The sequence below is a fragment of the Inquilinus ginsengisoli genome, from assembly GCF_050434925.1.
In the GTDB taxonomy this organism is placed as follows: Bacteria; Pseudomonadota; Alphaproteobacteria; order DSM-16000; family Inquilinaceae; genus Inquilinus; species Inquilinus ginsengisoli_B.
In genome coordinates this window covers 7,143,237-7,168,760 of record NZ_JBNDJK010000001.1, presented here as the reverse complement: position 1 = coordinate 7,168,760, position 25,524 = coordinate 7,143,237, and the positions used below count along the sequence as shown (strand labels likewise).

At 68.8% G+C, this 25,524-nt stretch carries 25 protein-coding genes; 16 read left to right on the top strand and 9 right to left on the bottom strand.

Annotated features, from left to right (window positions below):
- Window positions 1-25 precede the first annotated feature (25 nt).
- The 4 genes from QFZ27_RS33705 to QFZ27_RS33690 are packed head-to-tail and all read left to right on the top strand — an operon-like array spanning window position 26 to window position 4,717.
- Entirely contained in the window at window positions 26-1,063 is a 1,038-nt protein-coding gene (locus QFZ27_RS33705; RefSeq protein ID WP_429230831.1) for an ABC transporter permease, read from the top strand.
- Entirely contained in the window at window positions 1,060-1,932 is an 873-nt protein-coding gene (locus QFZ27_RS33700) for an ABC transporter permease (protein WP_429230830.1), read from the top strand. Before QFZ27_RS33705 ends, QFZ27_RS33700 begins: the two co-directional genes overlap by 4 nt.
- 14 nt (window positions 1,933-1,946) lie before the next feature.
- Window positions 1,947-3,605: a serine hydrolase domain-containing protein gene (locus tag QFZ27_RS33695; protein WP_429230829.1), complete on the top strand. Its 1,659-nt coding sequence runs from the start codon at window positions 1,947-1,949 to the stop codon at window positions 3,603-3,605.
- Between the two features lie 56 nt (window positions 3,606-3,661).
- Window positions 3,662-4,717 carry an Ldh family oxidoreductase gene (locus QFZ27_RS33690; RefSeq protein WP_429230828.1) on the top strand — a complete coding sequence of 352 codons (1,056 nt, stop codon included), beginning with the start codon at window positions 3,662-3,664 and terminating at the stop codon, window positions 4,715-4,717.
- Between the two features lie 23 nt (window positions 4,718-4,740).
- On the opposite strand, the gene QFZ27_RS33685 is transcribed toward QFZ27_RS33690, so the two are convergent.
- Together QFZ27_RS33685 and QFZ27_RS33680 are read right to left on the bottom strand one after the other, a co-directional pair.
- Entirely contained in the window at window positions 4,741-5,079 is a 339-nt protein-coding gene (locus tag QFZ27_RS33685) for an O-methyltransferase (RefSeq protein ID WP_429232520.1), read from the bottom strand.
- Window positions 5,079-5,405, bottom strand: coding sequence for a hypothetical protein (locus QFZ27_RS33680; protein WP_429232546.1), 327 nt, complete (start codon window positions 5,403-5,405; stop codon window positions 5,079-5,081). Before QFZ27_RS33680 ends, QFZ27_RS33685 begins: the two co-directional genes overlap by 1 nt.
- 86 nt (window positions 5,406-5,491) lie before the next feature.
- Here QFZ27_RS33680 and QFZ27_RS33675 point away from each other — a divergent pair, with 86 nt between their 5' ends.
- Window positions 5,492-6,124 carry a TetR/AcrR family transcriptional regulator gene (locus tag QFZ27_RS33675; RefSeq protein WP_429230827.1) on the top strand — a complete coding sequence of 211 codons (633 nt, stop codon included), beginning with the start codon at window positions 5,492-5,494 and terminating at the stop codon, window positions 6,122-6,124.
- A gap of 59 nt (window positions 6,125-6,183) precedes the next feature.
- On the opposite strand, the gene QFZ27_RS33670 is transcribed toward QFZ27_RS33675, so the two are convergent.
- The 4 genes from QFZ27_RS33670 to QFZ27_RS33655 are packed head-to-tail and all read right to left on the bottom strand — an operon-like array spanning window position 6,184 to window position 10,819.
- Window positions 6,184-7,290: an autoinducer 2 ABC transporter substrate-binding protein gene (locus QFZ27_RS33670; RefSeq protein ID WP_429230826.1), complete on the bottom strand. Its 1,107-nt coding sequence runs from the start codon at window positions 7,288-7,290 to the stop codon at window positions 6,184-6,186.
- Between the two features lie 55 nt (window positions 7,291-7,345).
- Window positions 7,346-8,290, bottom strand: a complete 945-nt coding sequence (locus QFZ27_RS33665; RefSeq protein ID WP_429230825.1) for an ABC transporter permease — start codon at window positions 8,288-8,290, stop codon at window positions 7,346-7,348.
- A 10-nt stretch (window positions 8,291-8,300) separates the two neighbouring features.
- Window positions 8,301-9,290, bottom strand: a complete 990-nt coding sequence (locus tag QFZ27_RS33660; protein ID WP_429230824.1) for an ABC transporter permease — start codon at window positions 9,288-9,290, stop codon at window positions 8,301-8,303.
- Window positions 9,290-10,819, bottom strand: a complete 1,530-nt coding sequence (locus tag QFZ27_RS33655) for a sugar ABC transporter ATP-binding protein (protein WP_429230823.1) — start codon at window positions 10,817-10,819, stop codon at window positions 9,290-9,292. The genes QFZ27_RS33660 and QFZ27_RS33655 overlap by 1 nt, the downstream gene beginning before the upstream one ends.
- A gap of 357 nt (window positions 10,820-11,176) precedes the next feature.
- Between QFZ27_RS33655 and QFZ27_RS33650 the strand changes: the two genes are divergently transcribed.
- The 8 genes from QFZ27_RS33650 (at window position 11,177) to QFZ27_RS33615 (ending at window position 18,358) form a co-directional block, all read left to right on the top strand.
- The gene (locus QFZ27_RS33650; protein WP_429232519.1) at window positions 11,177-11,818 is read left to right on the top strand and encodes an SGNH/GDSL hydrolase family protein; all 642 of its coding nucleotides are present in this window, start codon (window positions 11,177-11,179) and stop codon (window positions 11,816-11,818) included.
- 151 nt (window positions 11,819-11,969) lie between these two features.
- Window positions 11,970-13,472: a mechanosensitive ion channel family protein gene (locus QFZ27_RS33645; RefSeq protein WP_429230822.1), complete on the top strand. Its 1,503-nt coding sequence runs from the start codon at window positions 11,970-11,972 to the stop codon at window positions 13,470-13,472.
- Between the two features lie 123 nt (window positions 13,473-13,595).
- Window positions 13,596-14,132, top strand: coding sequence for an RrF2 family transcriptional regulator (locus QFZ27_RS33640; RefSeq protein ID WP_429230821.1), 537 nt, complete (start codon window positions 13,596-13,598; stop codon window positions 14,130-14,132).
- A gap of 13 nt (window positions 14,133-14,145) precedes the next feature.
- A complete protein-coding gene (locus tag QFZ27_RS33635) occupies window positions 14,146-14,796 on the top strand; it encodes a response regulator transcription factor (protein WP_429230820.1) in 651 nt (216 codons plus the stop codon).
- Window positions 14,797-14,870: 74 nt separating this feature from the next.
- Window positions 14,871-15,287 carry a response regulator transcription factor gene (locus QFZ27_RS33630; RefSeq protein ID WP_429230819.1) on the top strand — a complete coding sequence of 139 codons (417 nt, stop codon included), beginning with the start codon at window positions 14,871-14,873 and terminating at the stop codon, window positions 15,285-15,287.
- Window position 15,288: 1 nt separating this feature from the next.
- Window positions 15,289-16,968 (top strand): sensor histidine kinase, encoded by a 1,680-nt coding sequence (locus QFZ27_RS33625; RefSeq protein WP_429230818.1) that lies wholly within the window; start codon window positions 15,289-15,291, stop codon window positions 16,966-16,968.
- 160 nt (window positions 16,969-17,128) lie between these two features.
- Window positions 17,129-17,890 carry an SDR family oxidoreductase gene (locus QFZ27_RS33620; RefSeq protein ID WP_429230817.1) on the top strand — a complete coding sequence of 254 codons (762 nt, stop codon included), beginning with the start codon at window positions 17,129-17,131 and terminating at the stop codon, window positions 17,888-17,890.
- Between the two features lie 39 nt (window positions 17,891-17,929).
- Window positions 17,930-18,358 (top strand): hypothetical protein, encoded by a 429-nt coding sequence (locus tag QFZ27_RS33615; protein ID WP_429230816.1) that lies wholly within the window; start codon window positions 17,930-17,932, stop codon window positions 18,356-18,358.
- Between the two features lie 39 nt (window positions 18,359-18,397).
- Here the strand turns inward: QFZ27_RS33615 and QFZ27_RS33610 are convergent, their stop codons facing one another.
- Window positions 18,398-19,351 carry a LysR family transcriptional regulator gene (locus tag QFZ27_RS33610; RefSeq protein ID WP_429230815.1) on the bottom strand — a complete coding sequence of 318 codons (954 nt, stop codon included), beginning with the start codon at window positions 19,349-19,351 and terminating at the stop codon, window positions 18,398-18,400.
- A 187-nt stretch (window positions 19,352-19,538) separates the two neighbouring features.
- Between QFZ27_RS33610 and QFZ27_RS33605 the strand changes: the two genes are divergently transcribed.
- The gene (locus tag QFZ27_RS33605; RefSeq protein WP_429230814.1) at window positions 19,539-20,471 is read left to right on the top strand and encodes a ring-cleaving dioxygenase; all 933 of its coding nucleotides are present in this window, start codon (window positions 19,539-19,541) and stop codon (window positions 20,469-20,471) included.
- A 74-nt stretch (window positions 20,472-20,545) separates the two neighbouring features.
- Window positions 20,546-21,190, top strand: coding sequence for an alpha/beta hydrolase (locus QFZ27_RS33600; RefSeq protein WP_429230813.1), 645 nt, complete (start codon window positions 20,546-20,548; stop codon window positions 21,188-21,190).
- Window positions 21,191-21,679: 489 nt separating this feature from the next.
- On the opposite strand, the gene QFZ27_RS33595 is transcribed toward QFZ27_RS33600, so the two are convergent.
- Together QFZ27_RS33595 and QFZ27_RS33590 are read right to left on the bottom strand one after the other, a co-directional pair.
- Window positions 21,680-23,020 (bottom strand): hemolysin family protein, encoded by a 1,341-nt coding sequence (locus QFZ27_RS33595; protein WP_429230812.1) that lies wholly within the window; start codon window positions 23,018-23,020, stop codon window positions 21,680-21,682.
- Window positions 23,021-23,121: 101 nt separating this feature from the next.
- Window positions 23,122-23,964 (bottom strand): HTD2 family dehydratase, encoded by an 843-nt coding sequence (locus QFZ27_RS33590; RefSeq protein ID WP_429230811.1) that lies wholly within the window; start codon window positions 23,962-23,964, stop codon window positions 23,122-23,124.
- Between the two features lie 221 nt (window positions 23,965-24,185).
- On the opposite strand from QFZ27_RS33590, the gene QFZ27_RS33585 reads away from it, so the two are divergent.
- Window positions 24,186-25,505, top strand: a complete 1,320-nt coding sequence (locus QFZ27_RS33585; protein ID WP_429230810.1) for an epoxide hydrolase family protein — start codon at window positions 24,186-24,188, stop codon at window positions 25,503-25,505.
- Window positions 25,506-25,524: the final 19 nt, after the last annotated feature.

The following is a 25,524-nucleotide window of genomic DNA, read 5'->3' as shown; positions in this document are numbered from 1 at the left end:
TCCCCGCCACTGTCCGGGATTGCCCATGCTGGCCTATGCGATCCGACGCCTGTCCTTCATTCCCATCGTCTTCTTCGCGCTGACGCTGATGATCTTCGCGATGCAGATGATGCTGACGCCGACCCAGCGCGTGATCACCTATGTCGGCAGCCCGGACGCGCTGAAGGGCGGCGCGGCCCAGGTCGCCGCGCTGATCGAGAAATACGGCCTGAACGACCCGTTCTACCTTCAGTATGGCCGCTGGATCAGCAACATCCTGCAGGGCAATCTCGGCTGGTCGGAGACGGCGCGCATGCCGGTGGCCGAGGCGCTTGTCTCGCTGTTCCCGGCGACGCTGGAGCTGGTGCTGCTGGCCTTCGTGCCCGTCGTCCTGGGCGCGATCTGGCTGGGCAGCCGGGCCGGCGCGCATCTGAACCGGCCGGTCGACCACGGCATCCGCCTGTTCACCGTGCTGGGCTGGTCGTTCCCGGTCTTCGTCTTCGGCCTGCTGATGCTGATGGTGTTCTACGGCTCGCTCGGCTGGTTCCCGCCGGGCCGGCTCAGCCAATGGGCGCTGACCGAGACCGCTGGCGACGGCTTCCGGCACTGGACCGGGCTGAACACGGTCGACGCGCTCTTGAACGGCAACCTGCCGGTCTTCCTCGACTCGCTGCGCCACGTGATCCTGCCGGTGCTGACGCTCAGCTATGTCAGTCTGGCGTCGATGACCCGGATCATGCGCACCTCGATGCTGGAGGCGCTGCGCCAGGACTATGTCCGCACCGCCCGCGCCAAGGGGATGAGCGAGCGGGTGGTGCAGAACCGGCACGCCCGGCGCAACGCGCTGCTGCCGGTGGTCACGCTGGCGGGGATGGAGGTGGCGGCGATGCTGGGCGGCGTCGTCATCACCGAGACGATCTTCGACTATCACGGCCTCGGCCAGTTCGCGGCGAAAGCGGCCGCGAACCTGGATTTCCCGGCCGTGCTGGGCTTCGCCCTCTATTTCGCGCTGGTGCTGGTGGTCCTGAACCTGATCGTGGACCTGCTGTACCCCCTGTTCGACCCGCGGGTGAGGCTGGCATGAGGATCGTCGGGTATCTGCTGCGCAACCCGCTGTCGCTGCTGGGCATCCTGGTCCTGGTCGGCTTCGTCGTCGTCGCCGCCCTGGCGCCGGTGATCGCGCCGCCGGAGCCGTACCAGACCTCGCCCTACGAGATCCCGCGCAACGGCTTCCGCGCCACGCCGCAGCCGCCCTCGGCCCGCGCCCTGCTGGGCACCACCGAGGGGCAGTTCGACATCTATTACGGCCTGGTCTGGGGCACCCGCACCGCCTTCAAGATCGGCCTCGGCGTCGTCCTGATCTCGACCCTGATCGGCGGGGCGGTGGGCGCCGTGTCGGCCTTCTACGGCGGCATGGTGGACGAGGTGCTGATGCGCGTCGTCGACGTCTTCCTGGCCATGCCTCTGCTGATCGCGGCGATGGTGCTGACCACGCTCCTGGGCAAGGGCATCGGGCCGATGATCATCGCGCTGACCGCCTTCGGCTGGATGAACTACGCCCGCGTCATCCGCAGCGAGATCCTGCGGGTGAAGGAGCTGGACTACGTCAAGGCGGCGCGGTCCTACGGCACGCGCGACATCCGGCTGCTGCTGCGGCACATCCTGCCGAACGCCTTCTTTCCCATGCTGGTGCTGGCCACGATGATGACGGGGTCGATGGTGCTGACCGCCTCCGCCCTCAGCTTCCTCGGCGTCGGAGTCGAGCCGGGCTATGCCGATTGGGGCCAGCTGATCAGCTATTCCCGCAACTGGATCGTCGGCCGCGGCGACAGCCCGTTCCGCTACTGGTACACGCTGGCCTTCCCCGGCGCCGCGATCTTCCTGTTCGTGCTGTCCTGGAGCCTGCTGGGCGACGCCCTGCGCGACATCCTCGACCCCCGCCTCCGGACCTGAGAGGAGACCACCGAATGGACACCCGTGCCCTGGCCGCCGGCCTGGAGGAAGCCATCGCCCATGAGGTCGCGGACAAGGCGCTCCCGTCGATCTCCTACGCCGTGGTCGACCGCGACGGCCTGCTGGCCACCGGTCATGTGGTGCGGCCGGATCTCGGCCACCGGCTTGACGGGCATTCGCTGTTCCGGATCGGGTCGCTGACCAAGATGTTCACGGCGATCGGCATCATGCAGCTGGCCGAGAAGGGGCTGCTGGACATCGATGCCGACGTGTCCAACTATATCCCCGGCTTCCGTCCCGTGAACCCGTTCGCCGGGCGCGAGAGCGGCCCGTACGGCGCCCAGGTGTCGCTGCGCAAGCTGATGAGCCACACCGCCGGCCTGGTGCGCGAGCCGAAGGACGGCCATTACCTCGACGACCGGCGCCCGGGGCTGGCGGTGACGGTCGAGGGGCTGAAGACCTCGGTGCTGAAGGAGGATCCCAGCGCCGGAATCGTGCACTATTCCAACGCCGCCATCGCCGTGGTCGGCGCGGTGCTCGAGCGGGTCAGCGGCATGGGCTATGCCGACTACGTCGCTCGGCACATCTTCGAACCGCTGGGCATGGCCGAGAGCAGCGCCGACCTGGCGCCGGAGTTGCGGACCCGGCTGGCCCCGGCCTCGATGTGGGATATCGACCGCGACTTCCCGGCGCCGGTCTTCGACCTCGGCGGGTCGCCGGCCGGCGCCATCGTCTCGACCGCGCCCGACATGGCGAAGTTCGCGACCTGCATGCTGCGCGGCGGCTTCGCCCCGGACGGGCGGTCGGTGGTGTCGCCCGCCAGCCTGAAGCAGATGTGGACGGTGATGGGCCGGCCGGCGGCCGGCCACAGCAGCAACAAGGGCTATGGCCTCGGCTTCGGCGTCGGCGATCTCGACGGGTGGACCTGGATCGGCCACGGCGGCGCGGTCTATGGCTATGCCACCCAGCTGCTGGCGCTGCCGCAGGCCGGGCTGGCGGCGCTGATCTTCAGCACCCTCGATTTCAGCAACCAGATCGGCACCCGGCTGGCAAGGCGGGCGCTGCGGCTGGCCCTGGCGTCCCGCAAGATGGGGCGGGTCCCGGCGCCGCCGGCGAAGCATCCGCCGCTGACCGCGGCCCATCTGGCGGCGCTGCCGGGCCTCTACCGGGCCGCGGATGGCAGCGAGAGCGTGGAACTGCGGGAGAAGGACGGGCGGCTGTACCTGATGGGCGAGGGCGTGCCGCTGGAGCTGAAATGGCGCGGCGGCGACACCTTCACCATCGACGGCCGGATCTATGGGGAGGAGGCGGAGTATCCGCATCTCGAGCTGAGCTTCAGCGCCGACGGCATGCTGGGCTGGAAGGGCAAGGACTGGACCCGGCGCAACACCGCGCACTCCGACGCACCGGCCGAGCTGGCGCCGCATCTCGGCGTCTACGGCCCGGACTTCAACCCGACGCATCTGTTCTACGCCGATGGCCGGCTGAAATGCCTGATCGAGTACTTCTGCACGCATGACTGCGAGCAGCTGCAGGACGGCAGCTGGCGCATGCACGGGATTCTCTACGAGGGCGAGACGCTGGAGCTCGCTGCCCGGGACGAGGAGGGCCGCATCGGCATCCGCGTCGGGCCGATGTTCCTGGTGCGGCACGCGGAGGGAACGGCCGGATGACTGTCGCCGCGCTATAATGCCCGGCAGAAGCGAGGCAACAGCGCGGGGAGGATGTCATGCGGCTGATCGGGACCGGACCGTTGACCGAGGTGGTGGAGCGGATCTTCGCCGCGGGCGGCTGCGGGACGGAGGAGGCAGGGCGCATCGCCCGCCATCTCGTCGACAGCAACCTCTGCGGCCATGACTCGCACGGCGTGGTGCGCACCAGGCGCTACATCGATTTCCTTCGCGCCGGCACGGTCGTCCCCGGCCGCAGCGCCGAGCTGGTGTTCGACGGCGGCAGCCTGCTGGTCGTCGACGGGCAGTTCGGCTTCGGCCAGACCATCGGCGAGCAGGCCACCGACCTGCTGGCCGAACGCGCCAAGGCGCATGGCATCGCGCTGGTCACCATCCGCCGGTCCGGCCATCTCGGCCGATTGGGCGACTGGGCCGAGCGGCTGGCCGGGCACGGCATGGTGTCGCTGCATTTCCTGAACACCACCGGCCTCGGGCTGATGGTTACGCCGTTCGGCGGCAGCGACCGGAGACTGTCGCCGAGCCCGATGGCGGTCTGCGTGCCGGTCGAGGGCCGCGACCCGATCCTGCTCGACATCACCACCGCCATGACCGCCGAGGGCAAGCTGCTGGTGGCGAAGAACAAGGGCGAGACCGTCGGGCCGGGGATCATCGTCGACAAGGCCGGGCAGCCGACCACCGATCCGGCCGATTTCTATGCCGGCGGTGCGATCCTGCCCTTCGGCGGCCACCGCGGCGCCGGTCTGAACATCCTGACCGACATCCTGTCCGGCGCGCTGTCGGGCGGCGGCTGCACCGCCCCCGGCGTCACGGTGCTGGAGAACACCATGACCAGCATCGCCATCGACGTGAACCGACTGCCGGACCGCGCCGCCTACACCGCTGAGATCATGCGCTTCTGCGATTGGGTGAAGGCATCGCCGCCGGCCGATCCGTCGGCGCCGGTGCTGCTGCCGGGCGAGGTCGAAGCTGCGACCCGCCGGCGCCGCGCCGCCGAAGGCATCCCGATCGACGATGCGACCTGGGGCGACATCCGCGCCGCCGCGGCATCCGTCGGCCTGCCGGAGGCCGAGATCGAGGCGATGGTGCCGGCTTAGCGGCCGGCGCGCGGCGATCGGCCTCAGCCGATCCGCATCGACAACTCGACATCCTCGCCGAACGGCGTCGACAGGTAGCCGCTCGCGGGCGAGCGTACCCGCGCCAGATAGTCGGGGCTATAATCGGCGTTGTCGGCGACGATGAAGGCACCCGGCCTCAGGCGGCTCTCCACCAGGCTCAGGATCTCGGGATAGAGCGCCTTGGCGCCGTCCAGCAGCAGCAGGTCGATCGTGTCGGGGAGGTCGGAGCGCAGCGTCTGCAGGGCGTCGCCCACCCGGATCTCCACCAGGTCGATCAGGCCGCCGGCCGTCAGGTTCGCCTGAGCCCGCGCCACCTTGGACGGCTCGAACTCGCTGGTGATCAGGCGGCCGCCGCCATTGTCGCGCAGGGCCGCAGCGAGGTGCAGGGTGGAGATGCGAAGGAGGTTCCGAACTCGACGATCGTCCGCGCGCCGCAGCCCCGCGCCAGCATGTACAGCAGCGCGCCGGCGTCGCGCGATACGGCGAGCGGGAAATCCTTCAGCCGTCCGTAGAAGTCGAGATACTCGGTCTTGCTCCGCATCAGCCGCGCATGCTCCTCGGAGGAGAGGTCGGCGAAGTCGGGGCTCGCCGCCGGCGAGGTTTCCTCGGCCTGCTCGAACAGGCGCGCCAGCAGCGGGGCGAGCGGGGCGGTGGTCAGGGTGGTCATATCGGTCTCCGGTCAGGGTTTGCTTGTGCCGGATCAGAAATACGACTAATTCGTCAGGTTCCCTATTCGCGTTGCCGCGGCCCACCATGACCGATCGCCGAAACGCCCGGATTTCCTTGCGCAAGCAGCCCCAGCAGGCTCGCTCGGCCGATCTCGTCGCCGCGATCCTGGAGGCTGCTGTTCAGGTTTTGGCGAAGGAAGGCGCCCAGCGTTTCACCACGGCGCGGGTGGCCGAGAAGGCGGGGGTCAGCGTCGGGTCGATCTACCAGTACTTCCCGAACAAGGCGGCGATCCTGTTCCGGCTGCAGAGCGACGAATGGCGGCAGACCACAGATCTGCTGCACACCATCCTCGAGGACCGCCGGTCACCGCCGCCGGAGCGGCTGCGCACCCTCGTCCACGCCTTCCTTCGTTCGGAATGCGAGGAGGCCGCGATGCGCATGGCGCTCGCCGACGCGGCTCCTCTCTACCGCGACGCTCCCGAGGCGCGGGAGATGAAGGAGTCGGGGCACCGCACCGTCGAGATCTTCATGCGGGAGGCGCTGCCCAAGGCCTCGGATGCGACGCAGGCCCTGGCCGGCGACCTGATCACGACGACGCTCAGCGCCGTCGGGAAGCAATTCTCGGAAACGCCCCGGACCCCGGCGGAGATCGAGGCCTATGCCGACGCCATGGCCGACATGGTCTGTGCCTACCTCAAAGGCCTCGGGACTGGCTGAGGCGGCCGATGCGCTGCCCTGCCTAGTGCAGACGCGATGCATCGGCCGCTGCCGCGGTCTCAGAAGTCGAACTTGTCGATGTTCTCCTTGGTGAAGACGAAGGGCGCCCCGAGCAGGATCTCGCTGCCGTTGACGACCTGCAGGTCGCCGAGCTTGCCGGCCTTCACCGAGGTCGCGCCCGGCTTGAGCGTGCCGTCGGCCGCGGCCCGCAGCACGTACATCGCGGCATAACCGAGGTCGACCGGGTTCCACAGCACCACCGACTTGACGCAGTCCTTCGCCACATAGGGCTTCATGGCGTTGGGCGTGGCCAGGCCGATCACGGCGATCTGGCCGCATTTGCCGGCCTGGGTCACCGCCTCGGCAGAGGCCGGGGTCGCCACGCTGGTCATGCCGACGATGCCCTTGAGCTCGTCGCCATGCTTGTTGATCAGCGTCGTCGCCTGGTTGAAGGACAGGATGTTGTCCTCCTGCGCCTCGACCGTCTCCAGCCACTTCAGCTTCGGATGGCACTTCTCGGCATAGGCCGCCATCTCGGCGATCCAGCGCGCCTGGTTCGGCGTGGTGAAGGTCGAGGTGACGATGGCGAAGGAGCCTTCCTCGCCGATCTCCTTCGCCAGGTTGTCGATCAGCGACTTGGCGATGCCGTTGAACTCCGCCTGGTTGACGAACCACTGGCGGGCGTCGGGCGTCGAATTGGCGTCGTAGCCGACGACGTTGATGCCCTTGGACAGCGCCTTCTTCAGCACCGGCGCGATGGCGACCGGATCGTTGGCGGCGAACAGGATGCCGTCGACGCCGCTGGTGATGGTGTTGTCGATGAAGGTGATCTGCTCGTCGATATTGGCCTTGGTCGGGCCGTCGGTCTTGGCTGTGACGTTGCCGAGCTCCTTGGCCGCGTCGGCGATGCCCTTCGAGGTCGCGTTGAAATAGCCGATGCCGATCAGCTTCGGAATGTCGACCACGGTCAGCGGCTTGCCCGCGCGGTCCGGCGCGCCGGTCGGGGTGCCGCCGTCATAGGGCTTCGCCGCGGCTGCGGCAGCCGTCGCGTCGCAGGCCAGCGGGCTGGTCGGCAGGTCGTCGCCGCCCGTCCAGGCCGAATCCGCCCGCGCCGCACCGGCGGCAAACAGCACGCCGAGCGCCAGGGCCCAAGTCGTCCGCTTCATGTCCATCTCCTCCACTGTTTGCGGGCCGGAATCCGGCGAGGCCCGCGTTTCTTGGTCAGCCGTCGCCGTCGCGGCGGAACAGGTTGCCGGCGAGAATGGCGAGGATCAGCACCACGCCGATCACGACGATGGTGCCGTCGCCCTTCACCCCGGCCAGGGACAGGCCGTTCTTGATGGCCTGCATCAGGATCAGGCCCAGCACCGTGCCGACGATCGTGCCCCGCCCGCCGAAGATGCTGGTGCCGCCCAGGACGACCGCGGTGATGACGTCGAGCTCCAGCCCTGTGCCCATGTCCGAGCGCGTGGTCGACACCCGCGACACAAAGACCACGGCGGCGAGCCCGGCCATCAGCCCCGAGCCGGTGTAGATCAAGAGCTTGGTGCGGTCGACGCCGATGCCCGAGAAGCGGGCGGCGGTCTCGTTGGCGCCGACCGAATAGGTCGAGCGGCCGAAGGTGGTGAGGCCGAGGATCACGGCGGCGGCCACCGTGACGACCAGCAGGATCCAGAGCTGCGAGGGCACGCCCAGCGCCTCGCCCTGGCCGAGGCCGAAGAACCATTCCGGATAGCCGCGCACCGAGCGCGCCTGGCTGATGCCCTCGGCCAGGCCGCGATAGAGGGCGAGGGTGGCCAGGGTGGCGATCAGCGGCGGCACCCGGAAGCGGGTGATGATCAGGCCGTTGACCAGCCCCGCCACGGCGCCGACGACCAGCGCCAGGGCCATGGCGGCGGGCAGCGGCAGGCCGAGGGTCTTCCAGAACACGCCGAGCAGGATGGCGCAGAGCCCGAGGATCGATCCGACCGACAGGTCGATGCCGCCGGTGACGATGACGAAGGTCATGGCCAGCGCCACCAGCCCGACCTCGGCCATCAGCCGGCCCTGGTTCAGCAGGTTGTCGATGGTGAAGAAGCGGTCGGACTGGGTGGCCAGAAGGGCGAGGGCGATCGCGACCAGGATGGCCAGGATCGTCTCGTGCCGGAGAAGGAAGCGCAGCGACACCGGCGTCTCCTCAGATCGCGACGCGCCGGCGCCGCACCATGTCGGCGAGCACCGTGACGAGGATGAGGAGGCCGAGCACGGCGCGCAGCCAGTAGGCCGACACGTTGAGGAAGATCAGCGCCGAGCCGATGGTGGCGAACAGGAGGGCGGCGAGGGTCGAGCCGATCACCGTGCCCATGCCGCCCAGGATCGACACCCCGCCGATGACCGCCGCGGTGATGACCGTGAGCTCGAGATTGGGCGGCACGGTCGATTGGATGACCTGGAGCTGGGTCGCGAACAGCACGGCGGTGATGCCGGCGAAGACGCCGTGGATGGCGAAGACGGCGACGGTCGTCCTCTCGATCCGGATGCCGGTCGCCCGCGCCGCCTCGGCATTGCCGCCGATGGCGTAGATCGACCGCCCGAAGGCCGAATAGCGCATCCAGAAGGCGGTCAGGAGCGTCAGCACCACCATGAACCAGATCGGCAGCGGCAGGCCGAGGAGGCGCTTCTGGGCGATCAGGTAGTCGGCCGGCAGGTTGGTGATCCAGGCGCCGTCGGTGACGCTGATCAGGCCGCCCTTCAGGATCGACAGCATGCCCAGCGTCACCACGATCGACGGGATGCGGGCATAGGCGACGAGGCCGCCGACGCAGGCGTTGACCACCACACCGGCAAGGATCGGCGCGGTCCAGGCCACCCAGACCGGATAGCCGCCGACCGCCAGCGTGCCGGAGAGGGTGGCCAGCACGCCGATCAGCGAGCCGACCGACACGTCGATATGGCCCGAGATGATGACCAGGGACATGCCGAGCGCGGCCACCGCGATATAGGCGTTGCTCGAAAAGATGCTGGTCAGGTTGGTGTTGCTCAGGAAGCGGGGATTGACCGCGCCGACCACGACAAAGAGCGCGACCAGGGCGCCGAGGATGACCAGCTCCTGGCCATAGGCCCCGAGGAAGCGGCCGACCCGTCCGCTCCGGGCCGAGGAGCGGGCCGCGGCAGTGATCATCGTCATCAGGCGGCCTCCGCCGTGTCGCCGGATCGCGTCATCGCCGCGCCGACCGCATCGGGCGTCGCCTCCGCCCGGTCGAAGGCGGCGGCGATGCGCCCGCCGCTCATGACCAGGATACGGTCGCTCATGCCCAGCACCTCGGGAAGCTCGCTCGAGATCAGCAGGATGGCCAGGCCCTGGGCGGCAAGCCCGCTGATCAGGGCATGCACCTCGGCCTTGGCACCGACATCGATGCCGCGCGTCGGCTCATCGAGGATCAGGATGCGCGGCTCGGTGGCCAGCCATTTCGCCAGGACCACCTTCTGCTGGTTGCCGCCGGACAGCTGGCGCACCGCCTGTTCGGGCCCGCGGGTGCGGATGCCGAAGCGCTTGATGGCGTCGCGGGCGAGCGCGCTTTCGCGCCGAAGGTCGACGATGGAGGCCTTGGCGATCCGGCCGAGCACGGCCAGCGACACGTTCTCGCGCACCGTCTGCGGCCGGATCAGGCCCTGCAGGCCCCGGTCTTCCGGGACATAGGCGATGCCCAGGTCCCGGGCCTGGCCCGGCCCGCCGATCACCACCGGCTTGCCGTCCAGCAGGATCTCCCCCGATGTGGCCGGGGTGATGCCGAAGACGGTGAGCGCCAGCTCGGTGCGGCCGGAGCCGACCAGCCCGGCGATGCCGAGGATCTCGCCGGCGTGCAGCGATAGCGAAATGTCCTGCACGGTCGTGTTGTACGAGACGTTGCGCAGCTCGAGCATGGTCCGCCCGATCGCCGCCTCGCCCTTGGGGAACAGCTGTTCGATCGAGCGGCCGACCATCATCGACACCAGCGTCTTCTCGTCGACCTCGCCGATCGGCCTTGTGCCGATCAGGGCGCCGTCCCGCAGCACGGTGACCCGGTCGGCGAGGGCGAAGATCTCCGCCATGCGGTGGCTGACATAGACGATGCCGACGCCCTGGCCGCGCAGCCGGCGCACCACGTCCATCAGCCGCTTGACGTCGGCGTCCGCCAGAGCCGCCGTCGGCTCGTCCATGATGACGAGGCGGGCGTTCCAGGACAGGGCCTTGGCGATCTCGACCCGCTGGCGGTTGGCGACCGAAAGGCTGCCCACCCGAAGGTCGACGTCGAGATCGTGGCTGTCGAGCGAGTCGAGCAGCTCGCGCGCCCTGATCCGCATCGTCTCCCAGTCGAGCCCGCCCCAGGACCGGCGCGGCGCATGGCCGAGGAAGATGTTCTCGGCGACCGTGAGCTCGGGGAACAGCAGCAGCTCCTGATAGACCGTGGCGATGCCGGCCTGCTGCGCCTCGCGCGGCGAGGAGAAGCTCGCCGGCTTGCCGTCGACGCGCAGTTCCCCGGCATCGGCGCGATGGACGCCGGCGAGGATCTTGATCAGGGTCGACTTGCCGGCACCGTTCTCGCCGAGCAGGGCATGCACCTCGCCGGGACGCACGTCGAAGCTGATGTCCTTGAGCACCGCCAGCCCGGCGAAGGATTTGGACACACCGGCAAGTTCGACGACCGCGGTCGTGCCGGCGTCAGCGAGCGTCAAGGCCGGCCTCGCAGCAGAGCGGTTGAAGCCGACGCAGCCGGGAGAGCTTCGCTCCGCCGAGGCTGTTCTTTGCCCTGGTCCGCATGGGTGGTGCGTCCGTCCCTGTCGATCCGGTTGCGAGACCGTCATTGTCCTGGAGATCGAGGCGCGGAGCGCCTCGTCCCTGATCGAATCATCAGACCATAAAGAGGGTATACTGTCACCTCCTCCAAGGAGGCGCTCCGCGCCCTTCGGGGATACGACACCGGGGATTGACGGTGCTAAACGTCACCCCGCGACCGCCAAGAGCGACGGCGCGTGGTCTCGTCGCTGGAGCGGCCGGCGCGGGCAGCTGACGGAGAGACGAGCTTGAGCGACGTGAAGACCATCCTTGCCTTCGGCGACAGCCTGACCTGGGGCGCCGATCCCGTGAGCGGCGGCCGCCACCGTTTCGAGGACCGCTGGCCCAGCGTGCTCGAGGCCGGGCTGAACGGATCGGCCCGGGTGATCGCCGAAGGCCTCGGGGGGCGGACGACCATGTTCGATGATCACGACGCGGCGGCCGACCGCAGCGGCGCCCGCATCCTGCCGACGCTGCTCGGCAGCCATTACCCCCTCGACCTGCTCATCATCATGCTCGGCACCAACGACCTCAAGCCGCATCTCTGCGGCACCGCCTCGGGCGCCGGCTCCGGGATCGAGCGGCTGGTCGAGATCGCCAGGGCCTATCCCTATGGCCGGGACGCCTCTGTCCTGCAGGTGCTGATCGTGGCGCCGCCGCTGTTCGGCGAGGCCGTGGGCGGCGACTGGCAGCCGGCCGGCGGCAGCAGCATCGCTGAATCGCAGAAGCTGGCGCCGCGCTACCGGGAGGCGGCGGAGCGTTGCGGTTGCGCCTTCTTCGACGCGGCGGACGTGGCGGTGGCGTCGCCGGTCGACGGCGTGCATCTCGACGCCGCCAACACCCGGGCGATCGGCCAGGCGCTGGTGCCGGTGGTCCGGCAACTGTTGGCGCAGCGCTGACGACGGTACCGCGGTCCGGCCCACCTATGCCGCGGTATGGGCCGACCTCTCCGTCGGGCGGATCGCTCCGGGCCGCAGCCGCGGGGTAGGTTTGTCCGTCGACCGGCGTGAGCATCCCGCTCTTCCGTCGCTGGCCGGAACAGGACATGCGATGGATCAGATGTCCGCCTCGGCACTGCTGGCGTCCCCGCTCGCGCATCTCGATCTGGTCGGGCTCGCCGGGATCCTGGTGTGGCATCTGATACCGAGGCAGCGATCGACCACCCGGCTCGTGGTGCAGATCGGGTTCTTCGCGGTGATGACCGCGATCCTCCTGCACAGCAACATCTCCCCCTTCATCCTGGAAGGGCATCGGACTGCGGAGGACGGCGCTCTCCTCGTTGTCTCGGCCCGGCTGCTGTGGTGGGTGCATCTGGCCTGGGCGATCATTGGCTTCATCCGCATCTACCTTGTCCTCGACCGGCATCCCCGCGAGGCGCGGCTGCTGCAGGATCTCATCGTCGGCACCGTCTATCTCGGCGTGGCCCTGTCGATCCTGGCCTTCGTCTTCGGCATCCCGATCGGCACCCTGGTCGCCACCTCCGGTGTCGTCGCCATCATCCTGGGCCTCGCCCTGCAGAACACGCTGGGCGACGTGTTCTCGGGCGTCGCGATGACGCTGGGCCGGCCCTTCGCGATCGGCGACTGGATCGTGCTCAGCGACGGGACGGAGGGGCGGGTGGTCGAGAGCACCTGGCGCTCAACCCATCTTCTGACCGGCTCGAACAACATCGTCGTGCTGCCGAACAGCGTCCTCGCCGGGCTCGGCCTGACCAATGTCAGCCGCCCCGACGAGACGCATTCGGTGTCGCTCATCCTGCGTGTCGCCCCGACGCGGATGCCGGTGATCATCGCGGATGTGATGCAATCGGCCCTTCTCAGCTCGGAATCGACCCTGAAGGAGCCGCCGCCGACAGTTGCGTTGAGGGGGCTGGACGCGACTGCGTTGGAGCTCGAGCTGAACTTCCGGGTGGCCAACCCGGCGCAGCGGACAAAGGCCAAGAACGAGGTCCTCGACCTCGTCTACCGCCATTGCAAGGCGGCCGGGCTGCTGCTGGCGCTGCCGCCGAATGCCGTGATCGCCCCCCAGGAGCTGCCAACGGAGGAGACGGCGCGTCCGCCGCAGGTCTCGCCGGCGGAGCTGATCGAGGCGATGCCGATCTTCGCCGCACTCGCCTATGAGGAAAAGCGGGCGCTCGCCGACACGGCCGTCACGCGGGAGTACCGCAAGGGCGACGTGATCATCCGTGAGGGCGAGGCGCTGTCCTCGTTGATGATCGTCCGCGCCGGCATCGTCGTCATGCACCGCGACGGCAGGGAAGCCGGCCGGCTCGCGCCGGGCGATTTCTTCGGCGAGACCGGGCTGCTGGCCGGCATGGCGGAGGCCTGCACGCTGGAAGCCCTCACCCGCGTGACCGTCTACGAGATCGATCAGGCAGCCTTCGGGCCGCTGATCGGGAACCGCCCGGCGCTGGCGGAGGATCTCGCCTTCAGCCTGTCCGCGCGCGCCGAGAAAGCCCAGGCGCATGCCGGCGCGGGGCTGACGCATGGCCGGAGCCATCATTTCTTCCTGGGAGCCATCCACACCGTCTTCCGCAAGAGATCGGCCGGCTGACGCCCACGCGGCTGCCCACGCCGGTTGCCATTCGTTCCGATGCGGGCGTTCGACACGAACTTGGACTGAATCTGTCCGTGTTTGCCGTTGCGGCTCGCTACTCGGATTGTTAGAGTCCGAGTTATGGCCCACGTCACCGTCAGCGTCGAATACGGCATGCATTGCCTGCTCTGGCTCATCGACAAGGGCGAGACCCCGCTGAGCTGCCGTGACCTCGCCGATCTGCAGGGCCTGTCGCCGACCTTTCTCGCCAAGATCTTCGCCAAGCTGGAGAAGGCCGGGATCGTCCGGGCGACGGAAGGCGTGCGCGGCGGCTACGTGCTCGCCAAGAAGCCGGAGGACATCAACGTCCTCTCGATCGTGGATGCGATCGAGGGCCGCAAGCCGCTGTTCGATTGCCAGGAGATCCGCGGCCGCTGCGCCGTGTTCGGGGACAGCCCGCCCGGCTGGGCGATGGCCGGCACCTGCTCGATCCATGCCGTGATGCTGCGGGCCGAGAAGGCGATGCGGGACTCGCTGGCCGCCCAGTCCCTGGCCGATATCGCGACGGCCGTCTACCGCAAGGCACCGCCGGAATTCTCGAACGACCTGCAGGAGTGGATCGACCGCCGGGTCGACGGCCGCGGCCGCAGATCCGGGGTTGCTTCAACCGCCTCATAGATCGGATTCGCTCATGAACACGGTCGCCGCAACATCCGAGCGTCCATTGGTGCTGATCGTCGATGACGACGAGGCGGTCCGCTCCGCGCTCCAGGAGCTCATGTTCTCGGTCGGCCTCGACGCCGCCGGCTTTGCCTCGGCGCGCGAGCTGCTGGACACGACGCTGCCGGACCGTTCCGGATGCCTCGTCCTCGACGTACGCCTGCCCGGAACCAGCGGCCTCGACCTGCAGCAGCAGCTCGCCTCGACCGGCAAGAACAAGCCGATCGTGTTCCTGACCGGCCATGGCGATATTCCGATGACGGTCCAGGCGATGAAGGCCGGCGCCATCGATTTCCTGACCAAACCGGTGCGCGACCAGACCTTGCTGGACGCCGTCACCGCCGGCATCGAACGCGACGTCACGCAGCGGGCCAAGGCCCGGGTCGCCCGGCAGCATGTCGATCACTACAAGAGCCTGACCCGGCGCGAGCGCCAGGTGCTGCATGCCGTGGCGCTGGGACGCTTCAACAAGCAGATCGCCTTCGACCTCGGCATCAGCGAGGTCACGGTCAAGCTGCATCGCAGCAACGTGATGAGAAAGATGCATGCCATGTCGGTCGGCGAGCTCATCCGGGCGTGGGAAGCCCTTCCCGCCGAGCTTCGCGGCGAAGATCCGACCTAGACCACGGGATAGTTATAAACCGGCTGCGGATGGCGTGACATGGCCGTCGAACCGCGTCGATAGAGGCCGATCGCTTGTCCAAGCTGCCAGTTATTGCGATCGTCGATGATGACGAAGCCATGCGCGACGCGCTGTGTGAGCTCGTTCAGGTGATGGGCTTCTCGACCGAGGCGTTCGATTGCGCGGCCGCCTTCCTCGCGGACCTCGCGCCCGGACGGTTCGACTGCCTGATCACCGACGTCAGGATGCCGGGGATGGATGGCATCGATCTGCAGCGCCGGGTGAGGGCCCTCGGCTCGGCCATGCCCGTGGTCATGATCACCGCCGCCCCCGATCCGGCGGGGCGGGCGCGGGCGCTGGCGGGCGGAGCCTGCGCCTATCTGGCGAAGCCGGTTGATGACAGCACGCTGCTCGATCACCTGCGGTCGGCTCTGGGCCGGGACGAAGAGCCCGGCGAACAGGTCAACGGAGACGATTCACCCGGAGGTTGACATGGACGAGATGCTTCCTTCGGCCGGCGAGCCTGACTGCAGGACCATGCCGGAACCGGACGCGCCGTACCGCGAGTCGCCGTATTGGGAGCTCGACACGGCAGGCGCCCGGATGCTCATCAACGCCGGCTCGTCGGACGGCGAATTGCACCCTGCGAACTGGGTGGCGGAGGTGCTGGGGGGCTCGCGCGTCGTGGACCTCAATGAGTGGGCCGAGCGTCTGGTGGGGGGCTTTGCGGGTCGCAACGAGATGCTCGGCCGGCCGATCTCGGATTTCTGGCCGCCCGAGAGTCAGCCCGACCTCGCCGAGCTGATCGCCACCGTTGCGGCCAACCGGACCCCTGACGTGACGAGGACGCGCGAGATCAGCTCGCTGCTGCTGCAGAATCCCGTGTTGACGGTGTGGCGTTCGCAGGAGAGCGGCGCCGACAGGGTGTTTGTGGCCGTGAAGGGCGTGGTGAACGACCGCCGTTCCTACTGGTCGCTGCGGGCGAGCGAGGAACGTTATCGCAAGCTCATCCACCACATGCCCAACCCGCTTCTCCGGGTCGATGCCAGGATGATGGGCCGGGTGTTCGCGCGGCTGAGGGCGGACGGCGTCCTCGATATCGAGTCATACCTCGATGCCCATCCGGAGCTGATCGCCACGGCCGAGCAGAGCGTGCGGATCACCGAGGCCAACCCGGCCGCGGCACGGCTGTTCGGCGCGGGGAGTCCGACGGATCTCATTGGCCCGGTGGAATGCCTGTTCAAGGCCTCGCCCGAGACTGCCCGGCGGGTCGTGATCGCGCATTTCGACGGGCGCCGCAGTCACGCCGAGGTGATGAAGCTGCGCACGTTCGACGGCCGGTTGCTGGACGTGCGGATCGCGGTCACCTTTCCGACGCCGCCGGAGCAGTTGGATGTGACGGTCGTCGGCCTGGAAGACCTGACCGACCGGCTCCGCACCGAAGCGCAGCTGCGCCAGCTTCAGGCCGATTTCACACGTGCCGCCCGCATCTCGACCCTCGGCGAGCTCGCCACCTCGATCGCGCATGAGGTGAACCAGCCGCTCGCCGCCATCTTCACCAATGCGGAGACCAGCCTGCGCTGGCTGTCGCGCGACGAGCCGAACCTGGCGAAGGTGGTCCAGCTGACGTCCCGGATCGTGGCCAGCGCCCGCCACGCCAACGAGATCGTCCACCGCATCCGGGCGATGACGGCGAAACACGCGCCGGAACGCCTGCCCCTGGACCTCAACGAGGTGGTCGACGAGGGGCTGTTGTTCCTGCGCCATGACATCGATGCCCGTTCGATCCGGTTGTCGACCAGGCTCGGGCTCGGCCTGCCCCGCGTGATCGGGGACCGGGTCCAGCTGCAGCAGGTGGTCGTCAACCTGCTGGTCAACGGCGTCCAGGCCATCGGCCAGGCCAAGGACGGCCGGGTCGAGCTGAGCACCGGGCTCGGCGCCGGCGGCGAGGTCGTCTTCGTCATCCGGGACAACGGGCCCGGCATCCCGGAAGACGATCTCGACCGCATCTTCGAAGGCTTCTTCACCACCAAGGAGGAGGGGATGGGCCTCGGCCTCGCCATCTGCCAGTCGATCATGACCGCGCATGGCGGCGGCATCGCCGCCTCGAACCGCCCCGAAGGCGGTGCGTGCTTCCGGCTCTGGCTCCCAGCCGAACCCGATCCGAGCTGACCTCTCCCAAAGGACAGGATATCCCATCCTTCGGTGTACCGGACTACCGGCCGGCACAATGGTGGAGGGGTCGTGAAATCCACGATCATTCCTCTCGTTTCCAGGCGCTGGCCGTGACGCAAAGGCGGCGCCCGGTGCCCCGTTCGCGAGAGGTGAATTCATGAAGATCGTCGTCATCGGCGGGACCGGCCTGATCGGTTCGAAGGTCGTCGCCAGGCTGACCCAGAGAGGCCACCAGGCCCTGGCCGCCGCGCCGAGCACCGGCGTCGACACCATCACCGGCAAGGGGCTGGACGAGGCATTGATGGGCGCCGATGTCGTCGTCGACCTGGCCAACGCCCCGTCCTTCGAGGCGGGGCCGGCAATGGAGTTCTTTCAGACCGCCGGCCGCAACATCACCGCGGCGGAGGTGAAGGCCGGCGTCCGGCATCACGTCGCGCTGTCGGTCGTCGGCACCGAGCGGCTGCTGGACAGCGGCTATTTCCGCGCCAAGCTGGCGCAGGAGAGCCTGATCAAGGCGTCGCCGATCCCCTACACCCTGGTCCGCGCCTGCCAGTTCTTCGAGTTCATCCGCACCATCGCGGATATCTCCATGGTGGATGGCGCCGTGCGCCTGCCGCACACGCTGTTCCAGCCGATGGCGGCGCAGGACGTCGCGGCCGCGGTGGCCGAGGCGGCGCTGGCCGCGCCGATGAACGGGATGCGGGAGGTCGCCGGGCCCGTCCCGGTCCATCTCGACGACATGATCGCCAAGGTCCTGGCCTTCGACAAGGATCCGCGCCCGGTGATCACGGATCCGGCGGCGTCGTATTACGGCATCAGGGTGGATGACCGGTCGCTCATGCCCGGCCCGGATGCCCGCCTCGGCTCCACCACCATCGACTGGTGGCTCGCCAATGTTCCTCCGCCGCCGAAGAAGTAGCCGGCGGCAACAATCCGCGGCATTCGAGAGGATCCATCAATGCTGAAGACACTCTGCATCGGCGTGGCCGTGCTGATGGGGTTCCTGGCCCTGGCGAACGGCGTCTTCATGCTGGTGTCGCCGGACGCCTGGTACTTTGCGGTGCCCGGCGTGACCGACACCGGTCCGTTCAACCAGCACTTCATCCGCGATATCGGCCTGATTTTCCTGTTCGTCGGCACCGCCTACCTGGTCGGTGTCATGGAGCCGCGCTACCGCGTCATCTCCTGGGCGGCCCCCACGCTCTGGCTGGGCGGCCACGCCCTGTTCCACTATTGGGAGGTCGCCGTCGGCATCTGCGGGCCGTCGGTGCTGATCCGCGACTTTCCGGCCGTCACCCTCCCAGCAGCTCTTGGCGTGCTCCTGACCCTCTGGGCGACGGCAGACGCCCGCTCAACCAGCTTCGTCCTGAGAGAGACCTACCGATAACCCCACGCTGAACATCTTCCCGCGGCGGCGCTGTCCCGATCACCGGGCGGCCGCCGTCTCCGCTGCCGGAATCGCTGCGACGGGCCGGTCGCCTTCGAACAGAGGCCGCGACTTGCCGATTTCGCCCGCCAGGTAGTCGAGGAACACCCGCACCCGGGCCGACTGGCGCAGGTCGGGATGCGTCAGCAGCCAGAGATCCGCCGCGAAATCCGGGTCGGGTGCGGCCAGGCGGGCCAGCGTCGGGCGGACATCGCCGATGAAGCAGGGCAGGTGGCCGATGCCGATCCCGCCCTCGACCGCCTCGGCCAGGCCGAGGACCGTGTTGATCCGGTACACGATCCGCTCCGGCGCGACGTGCTGCCGGACGAAGCGCACCGCCTTGAGCGCCGCCAGATTGTCGCCGAGCGACACCCATGGCCGATCGGCCAGGTCGCGCGGGGCAGGGCGCTCGGGCCGCGGGAAATCCGCCGCCCGCCCGTACAGCGCCCAGGCGATGCGGGCGACCCGCCGACCCACCAGCGTTTCGGGTGGGTTGTCCGTGGCCCGGATCGCGACGTCGGCGTCGCGCTTGGACAGGTTCAGGGGCTCGTTGCTGAGCACGACGTCCAGCCGCACATCGGGGCATTCGTGCTGGAACCTCGCGAACAGTGGGGTCAGCAGGTGGATCAGCAGGGAATCGTTGGTGGTGACCCGCAACTCGCCGGCCGGCGAGATGGTTCGGCCCGCGACCTTGCGGGTAAAGCCGGTGATGCCGTCGTCGAGGCGGGTCGCCAGCTCCACCATCTCCTCGCCGACCGCGGTAAGGCCATAGCCGGTGCGATGCCGCTCGAACAGCGTCGCGCCGAGAGCCTGTTCGACCTGCCCGAGGCGACGGAACACCGTGGAGTGGTTGAGGCCGAGCTGGGCGGCGGCACCGGGCAGGCCTCGGCCGTCGGCAATCGCCTTGATCAGGCGGAAATCGTCCCAGGAGATGTTGCCGAAGGGCTCGCCCATATCCTCGATCCTGCGCGTCGTGAACAGCCTCCAGTCAGGCCGATCCTTTTCCCTGATGCAAGGATGATTGCCGAAATGCACTCGTATCCTTGCATGGACGCAAGCGGTTGGCCATCGGCCCGGACCATGATCGGTATTATCTGAAGGTCACGAGCGAGCCGTCGGGGCTCGCAACCGGAGACACATCATGCGCAGCAACGGCATTCATCACGTCACGGCGATCGCGGGACCCGCCCGGCGCAACCTCGACTTCTACACGCGGGTGCTCGGGCTGCGTCTGGTGAAGAAGACGGTCAATTTCGACGATCCCGGCACCTATCACCTCTACTATGGCGACGAGGCCGGCCAGCCCGGCACCATCCTGACCTTCTTCCCCTGGGCCCATGTCGCGCCGGGGCGCCTCGGCAGTGGCGAGACACAGGAGACGGTGTTCCGCGTGCCGGAGGGGGCGATCGGCTACTGGGGCCAGCGCTTCGTCGAGAAGGGCGTGCCGCACCAAGCCGTCGAGCAGCGCTTCGGCGAGACCGTACTGGCCTTCAAGGATCCAGACGGCATGCGCCTGGCTCTGGTCGCGGTGCCGGGGATCGGGACTGAGCCCGGCTGGGCCGGCGGCGAGGTTCCCGCGGAGCATGCGATCCGCGGCTTCCACAGCGTCAGCCTGCTGCTCGAGGACACGGCTGCGACCGGCGCGGTTCTCGACGACGTGCTCGGCTTCACCGAGATCGGGCGGGAAGGGGCCGTGGTCCGCTACCGGGCCGACGACACCGCGATCGGCGGCATCGTCGATCTGCAGGCGGCGGGCGGGGCCCTGCCCAGCCGGCCCGGCGCGGGGTCGGTGCACCACATCGCCTTCCGTGCCGCGGATGACGCGGCCCAGGCCGAGATGGTGAAGCGGCTGGCCGACAACCACCGGCTCATCACCACCGAGCAGAAGGACCGCGCCTATTTCCGCTCGGTCTATTTCCGCGAGCCGGGGCGTGTCCTGTTCGAGATCGCTACCGACATTCCGGGCTTCGCGGTCGATGAGCCGGCGGCCACGCTCGGCCAGGCGCTGAAGCTGCCGCGCTTCCTGGAGCCGCATCGCGCCGAGATCGAGCGGGTCCTGCCGGACGTCGCCTGACATCCAGAGATCAGCCTTTGCCGGACGCCCCCGCGGCGTCCGGTCCTCTTCCCGCCAGACATCGGAGCTGCGCGATGACCCAGTCATTCATCCATCGGTTCGAGCCCGGCACGGAGCCGGGCTCGCCGCCGCTCCTGCTGCTGCACGGCACGGGCGGCGACGAGGCCGACCTGCTGCCGCTGGGGCGTGCCGTCGCCCCGGGCTCAGCGCTGCTGTCGCCGCGCGGCAAGGTGCTGGAAGGCGGCATGCCGCGCTTCTTCCGCCGGCTGCGGGAGGGCGTGTTCGACGAAGAGGACGTCCAGGCCCGGGCGCATGAGCTCGCGGATTTCGTCGCCGAGGCTCGCGCGGCCTATGGCCTGCCGGCCCCGGTGGCGCTCGGCTTCTCGAACGGGGCCAACATCGCCACCGCCATGCTGCAACTGCGGCCGGAGGCTCTGGCCGGCGCCATCCTGCTCAGGGCGATGGTGCCTCTCGCCGATCCTCCGGCTGCGGAGCTGCGGGGCAAGCCGGTGCTGCTGCTGTCGGGTCAGTTGGATCCGATCGTGCCGGCCGACAATGCGGCGCGCCTCGCCGGGCTGCTCAGGGAGGCCGGGGCCGTTGTCCGGCACCGCGTCCTGCCGTCCGGCCATGGCCTGTCGCAGGCCGATGTCACGGCCGCCGGCGTCTGGCTGCGGGAGCTCGCGTCGGCATCGTCTGGCCTGGTCCATCAGCAGGGCTGAGAGACACCAGCCGAACTCAGCGGGCTTCGACAGGCCGGGAGGCAGCCATCGCGATGCAGCCCGGTCCATCGAAGGGCCCGGCCGTCGCGATGGCCACCGGACGGGTGAGAAGATGGACGGGGGCTTCGTCCCCCGTCCCGTCCGCTGCATCGGACGCAAGCGAGAAGCCCAGCACCGCGACCAGGGACAGAATGGCGAAACCGCAAATGGCCGCCGTGACCCCTGTTGCCGCCGCAGGGGTCGGACGCGGGAGGGGGGTGCCGGTTCCTTGGGCGTGCCGCATGATCTGCCTCCACTCCATTTCCGAATTTCGGCATCGAAGCTCGGAGACCGGGAGGTGCGCAGGCCCAGGCTCTGCGATCGCTCCCTGTCGTCATGAAGGCTAAGGCTGAAGCCGCGTCCGCCCTATTGCCCATAGGCGTCTCCGGTGCTGGGCATTGGTTGGGGCGACCTATACCTTGGTTTGGGAAAAGACCGTCCGGCCGCCGCCTAGCCGGATGCAGGCTGCTTCCGGTCAGCCTCGGCCGACGCCAGCAGCTTGTCCACGCGGCGTCCATCCATATCCACGACCTCGAAGCGCCATCCCTCCCAGCTGAAACGATCGCCCGCGGCCGGGAGCCGGCCGAACTGGTGCAATGCAAATCCGGCGACCGTGTTGAAGTCGCGGTCCTCCGGCCAGCGCCGGATGTGCAGCCGATCGAAGGCCTCGGCGGCCGAGGTCAGGCCGTCGATCAGGTATGAGCCGTCCGCGCGCATCACGATGCCCGGTTCCTCGCCCGCCTCGGGGATCTCACCCGCAATGGCCTCGAGCAGATCGGTCTGGGTGACGATCCCTTCGAGGGTGCCGTATTCGTCCATCACCACCGCCAGACGGACCGGCTTGGACTTGAACTGCTCCATGACCTTCAGCACCGGCGTCGCCTCGTGCAGCGCCACGACATCCCGAATGGTGCTCAGCGGGTCGAGCGGCTGACCGTCGATCACCTGGTCGAGCAGGTCCTGCTTGCGCACGACGCCGACGATCTCGTCGATGCTGCCACGGCTGACCAGGAGCTGCTCGTGACGGCAGGCCCGGATGGTCTTGAGGATCTCCTCCCGGCTGTCGTCGGCATCAATCCACTCCACTTCGGGCCGGGAGGTCATGATGTCCCGGACGCGCCGCGTGCCGATGCTGAGGATCCGGTCGGCATATTCCTGCTGCGCCGGATCCAGCAGGCCCGCCTCCCGGCTCTGGGCGACGATGAGCCTCAGCTCCTCCGGCGAGTGCAGCATCTCCTCGCCGGTGCCGGGCTGCAGCCCGGCCAGGCGCAGCACGCCGTTGCCGAGCCCGTTCAGGAACAGGATAGCCGGGCGGAACAGGAACAGGAACACCGAGAGCGGCCGCACGACCCAGAGGGCCGTGACCTCGCTGCGCTGGAGCGCCAGGCTCTTCGGCGCCAGTTCGCCGAGCACGATGTGGAGCGCGGTGATGATGAAGAAGGCGATCGCCACCGCGATGGCGTGGGAACCGGATTCGGCGATCGAGGCGGGCAGTCCTTGCAGCAGCGGCTCGATCAGGTGGGCCAGCGCGGGCTCCCCGATCCAGCCCAGCGCCAGGGACGAGATGGTGATGCCGAGCTGGGTCGCGGCGAGGTGGGAGTCGAGGCGATCGACCGCCCTCTTCAGCGCGCCGGCATTGGCGCGGCGCTGGGCCACCAGCTCGGTCACGCGGCTCCGCCGGATGGCGACGAGGGAGAATTCGGCGGCGACGAAAAACCCGTTGGCGAAGACGAGTAAAAAGACAGCGATGATCTTCAGGATGTCGATCGTATTGCCGTCGATGTCGGACATTGTCTCCTTCTCTTCCGCGCCGGTGACGGCGCGAATCGTTTGCAGATGCCGGTCGATTGAACCACAGCCGCCCGATCGGGATGAACCGCTTTGCGGAAGGCTCAGGCCCAGCCGGCCTCCGCCGTCATCGCCACCGGGCCGTTCTCCCGGGCCGTCCACAGCGTCAGCCTGTCGCCGTTCTCCTTGGCGTGCAGGATGACGGTGTCGTCGTCGAACAGCGGCGACAGGCTGCGGAAGTCGAACCGCGCCGGCGGCGTGCCGCGGATCTCCGCCGCGAAATGCAGCAGCAATGTCGCCTGCAGCGGCCCGTGGACCACGAGCCCGGGATAGCCTTCGACCTCGTTGGCATAGCGCCGGTCGTAATGGATGCGGTGGCCGTTGAAGGTCAGGGCGGAATAGCGGAACAGCAGGAGCGGGGACGCATCGACCCGGCGCCGGTGCTGGCCGGGCTCGGCCGGGGCCGGGGCTGCCTTCGCCGCGCCGCCGTCGAGGCCGCGATAGACCAGGTCCTGCCGTTCCTGCAGCAAGGAAAGCCCATCCACCTCGATGCTGTGATCGACGGTGACGAAGCACAGCAGCCCGGTGCGGCCCTCCTTGGCCATGACATTGCCGATGCGGGAGACGCGCCGGACGCTGTCACCGACCCGCAGCTCGCCGTGGAAGGTCACGCTGCCGCCGGCCCACATCCGGCGCGGCAGCGGCACCGGCGGCAGGAAGCCGCCGCGCTGCGGATGGCCGTCCGGGCCGAGCGAAGCGGTCGGCGCGGCGGGCTGGGCCAGGCAGAAATGGATGAGGCGGGGCACGGCCTTCCCCTCCTGCGGCGGATCGCCGAGAAGATCCAGCGTCGCCCGGAACTTGCGGACGAGATCGGCGGTGACGATGTCCTCCGCCACCTCCTCACGCCCGATCCAGGAACGCAGGTGATCGATGTCGAAAGTGGTCATGCGGTCGGCTCCTTCATTCAATCATCGACCGTCAGAAATCGGCGCCGCCTTGTACAGCAGGGTCTCTGCAGTCCTGAAACAGTCGGCTTGAAAAGTCTCGCGGCGCGCATAGTGCTGGCAACAGCCAACAGCGCCTCACAGCAGCTAACGGGCGAATATCCGGCCGCTGCTTACATTCCGTGTCAGCCAATCGTCGTTCCATCCATGAAAGGAGATCGTCGATGCGCGGAACAGCCAACGGCGAAACGATCGATCACGACCGCCGCCGATTCCTCAGCACCGTCGCAATGGGCATCGCCGTCGTGGGCGCCGCCAGCCTGCTTCCGGCCTATCCGGCCGCCGCGGCCACGGGCGACGCCATCCGACCGTTCCGCGTCGACATCGCCGAGGCCGACCTCGTCGAGCTGCGCCGGCGCATCGCCGCGACGCGCTGGCCGGACCAGGAGACGGACCCGTCGCAGGGCATCCCGCTGGCCAAGCTGCGGCCGCTGGTCGAGCATTGGGGCACCGGCTACGACTGGCGGCGCGCGGAAGCGACGCTGAACGCCCTGCCGCAGTTCATCACCACGATCGACGGCCTCGACATCCACTTCATCCATGTCCGCTCGAAGCATCCCGGCGCCCTGCCGGTGATCATCACCCATGGCTGGCCGGGATCGGTGTTCGAGCAGCTCAAGATCGTGGGCCCATTGATGGACCCGACTGCCCATGGCGGGTCCGCCGCGGACGCCTTCGACGTGGTGATCCCGTCGATGCCGGGCTACGGCTTCTCCGGCCGGCCGACCGACACCGGCTGGGGTCCCGACCGCATCGCCCGGACCTGGGCGGTGCTGATGCAGCGCCTGGGCTATACCCGCTACGTCGCCCAGGGCGGCGACTGGGGCTCCCCGGTCTCCAGCGCCATGGCGCGCCTGGCGCCGGCGGGGCTGCTGGGCATCCACATCAACCTGCCGGCGACAGTGCCGCCGGAGATCATCAAGGTGCTGGCCGAAGGCGGGTCTGCGCCCGCCGGCCTGTCCGACAAGGAGCGCGCGGCGTTCGACGCGCTCAGCACCGCAGCGAAGAAGGGCAACCGGTCCTACGCCACGATCATGGGCACCCGGCCGCAGACGATCGGCTACGGCCTGGCGGATTCCCCTTCCGGCCTGGCGGCGTTCCTGCTCGGCCATCCGGGCTTCTCGTCCTGGACCTGGGACGGCAGCGATCCCGAAAAGTCGCCGGACGAGGTGCTGGACGACATCACCTTGTACTGGCTGACCAACACCGCGACCTCGGCGGCGCGGCTGTACTGGGAGGTCGGCGGCCGCAGCGTCGTGTCCGCGGCCGCGGAGAAGACCGCCGAGATCGCGCTGCCGGTGGCGGTCACGGTGTTCCCGGGCGAGACCTATCTTGCCCCGGAGAGCTGGGCCCGCCGCGCCTACCCCAACCTGACGTATTTCCACGAGGTCGGCCAAGGCGGACACTTCGCCGCCTGGGAGCAGCCGGAGCTGTTCTCCGCCGAGGTCCGAGCCGCGTTCCGGCCGTTGCGCCGGCTGCCCTGACACGAGCGCGTCGCCGTCT

Excerpts from the sequence above, each read along its gene's own strand:
- QFZ27_RS33585 (WP_429230810.1), top strand. The coding sequence starts at position 24,186 with ATGCGCGGAACAGCCAACGGCGAAACGATCGATCACGACCGCCGCCGA.
- QFZ27_RS33615 (WP_429230816.1), top strand. The coding sequence starts at position 17,930 with ATGCTGAAGACACTCTGCATCGGCGTGGCCGTGCTGATGGGGTTCCTG.
- QFZ27_RS33675 (WP_429230827.1), top strand. The coding sequence starts at position 5,492 with ATGACCGATCGCCGAAACGCCCGGATTTCCTTGCGCAAGCAGCCCCAG.
- QFZ27_RS33635 (WP_429230820.1), top strand. The coding sequence starts at position 14,146 with ATGAACACGGTCGCCGCAACATCCGAGCGTCCATTGGTGCTGATCGTC.
- QFZ27_RS33670 (WP_429230826.1), bottom strand. The coding sequence starts at position 7,290 with ATGAAGCGGACGACTTGGGCCCTGGCGCTCGGCGTGCTGTTTGCCGCC.
- QFZ27_RS33610 (WP_429230815.1), bottom strand. The coding sequence starts at position 19,351 with ATGGGCGAGCCCTTCGGCAACATCTCCTGGGACGATTTCCGCCTGATC.
- QFZ27_RS33595 (WP_429230812.1), bottom strand. The coding sequence starts at position 23,020 with ATGTCCGACATCGACGGCAATACGATCGACATCCTGAAGATCATCGCT.
- QFZ27_RS33695 (WP_429230829.1), top strand. The coding sequence starts at position 1,947 with ATGGACACCCGTGCCCTGGCCGCCGGCCTGGAGGAAGCCATCGCCCAT.
- QFZ27_RS33680 (WP_429232546.1), bottom strand. The coding sequence starts at position 5,405 with ATGACCACCCTGACCACCGCCCCGCTCGCCCCGCTGCTGGCGCGCCTG.
- QFZ27_RS33600 (WP_429230813.1), top strand. The coding sequence starts at position 20,546 with ATGACCCAGTCATTCATCCATCGGTTCGAGCCCGGCACGGAGCCGGGC.
- QFZ27_RS33590 (WP_429230811.1), bottom strand. The coding sequence starts at position 23,964 with ATGACCACTTTCGACATCGATCACCTGCGTTCCTGGATCGGGCGTGAG.
- QFZ27_RS33645 (WP_429230822.1), top strand. The coding sequence starts at position 11,970 with ATGGATCAGATGTCCGCCTCGGCACTGCTGGCGTCCCCGCTCGCGCAT.
- QFZ27_RS33660 (WP_429230824.1), bottom strand. The coding sequence starts at position 9,290 with ATGACGATGATCACTGCCGCGGCCCGCTCCTCGGCCCGGAGCGGACGG.
- QFZ27_RS33605 (WP_429230814.1), top strand. The coding sequence starts at position 19,539 with ATGCGCAGCAACGGCATTCATCACGTCACGGCGATCGCGGGACCCGCC.
- QFZ27_RS33705 (WP_429230831.1), top strand. The coding sequence starts at position 26 with ATGCTGGCCTATGCGATCCGACGCCTGTCCTTCATTCCCATCGTCTTC.
- QFZ27_RS33625 (WP_429230818.1), top strand. The coding sequence starts at position 15,289 with ATGGACGAGATGCTTCCTTCGGCCGGCGAGCCTGACTGCAGGACCATG.
- QFZ27_RS33620 (WP_429230817.1), top strand. The coding sequence starts at position 17,129 with ATGAAGATCGTCGTCATCGGCGGGACCGGCCTGATCGGTTCGAAGGTC.
- QFZ27_RS33700 (WP_429230830.1), top strand. The coding sequence starts at position 1,060 with ATGAGGATCGTCGGGTATCTGCTGCGCAACCCGCTGTCGCTGCTGGGC.
- QFZ27_RS33690 (WP_429230828.1), top strand. The coding sequence starts at position 3,662 with ATGCGGCTGATCGGGACCGGACCGTTGACCGAGGTGGTGGAGCGGATC.
- QFZ27_RS33640 (WP_429230821.1), top strand. The coding sequence starts at position 13,596 with ATGGCCCACGTCACCGTCAGCGTCGAATACGGCATGCATTGCCTGCTC.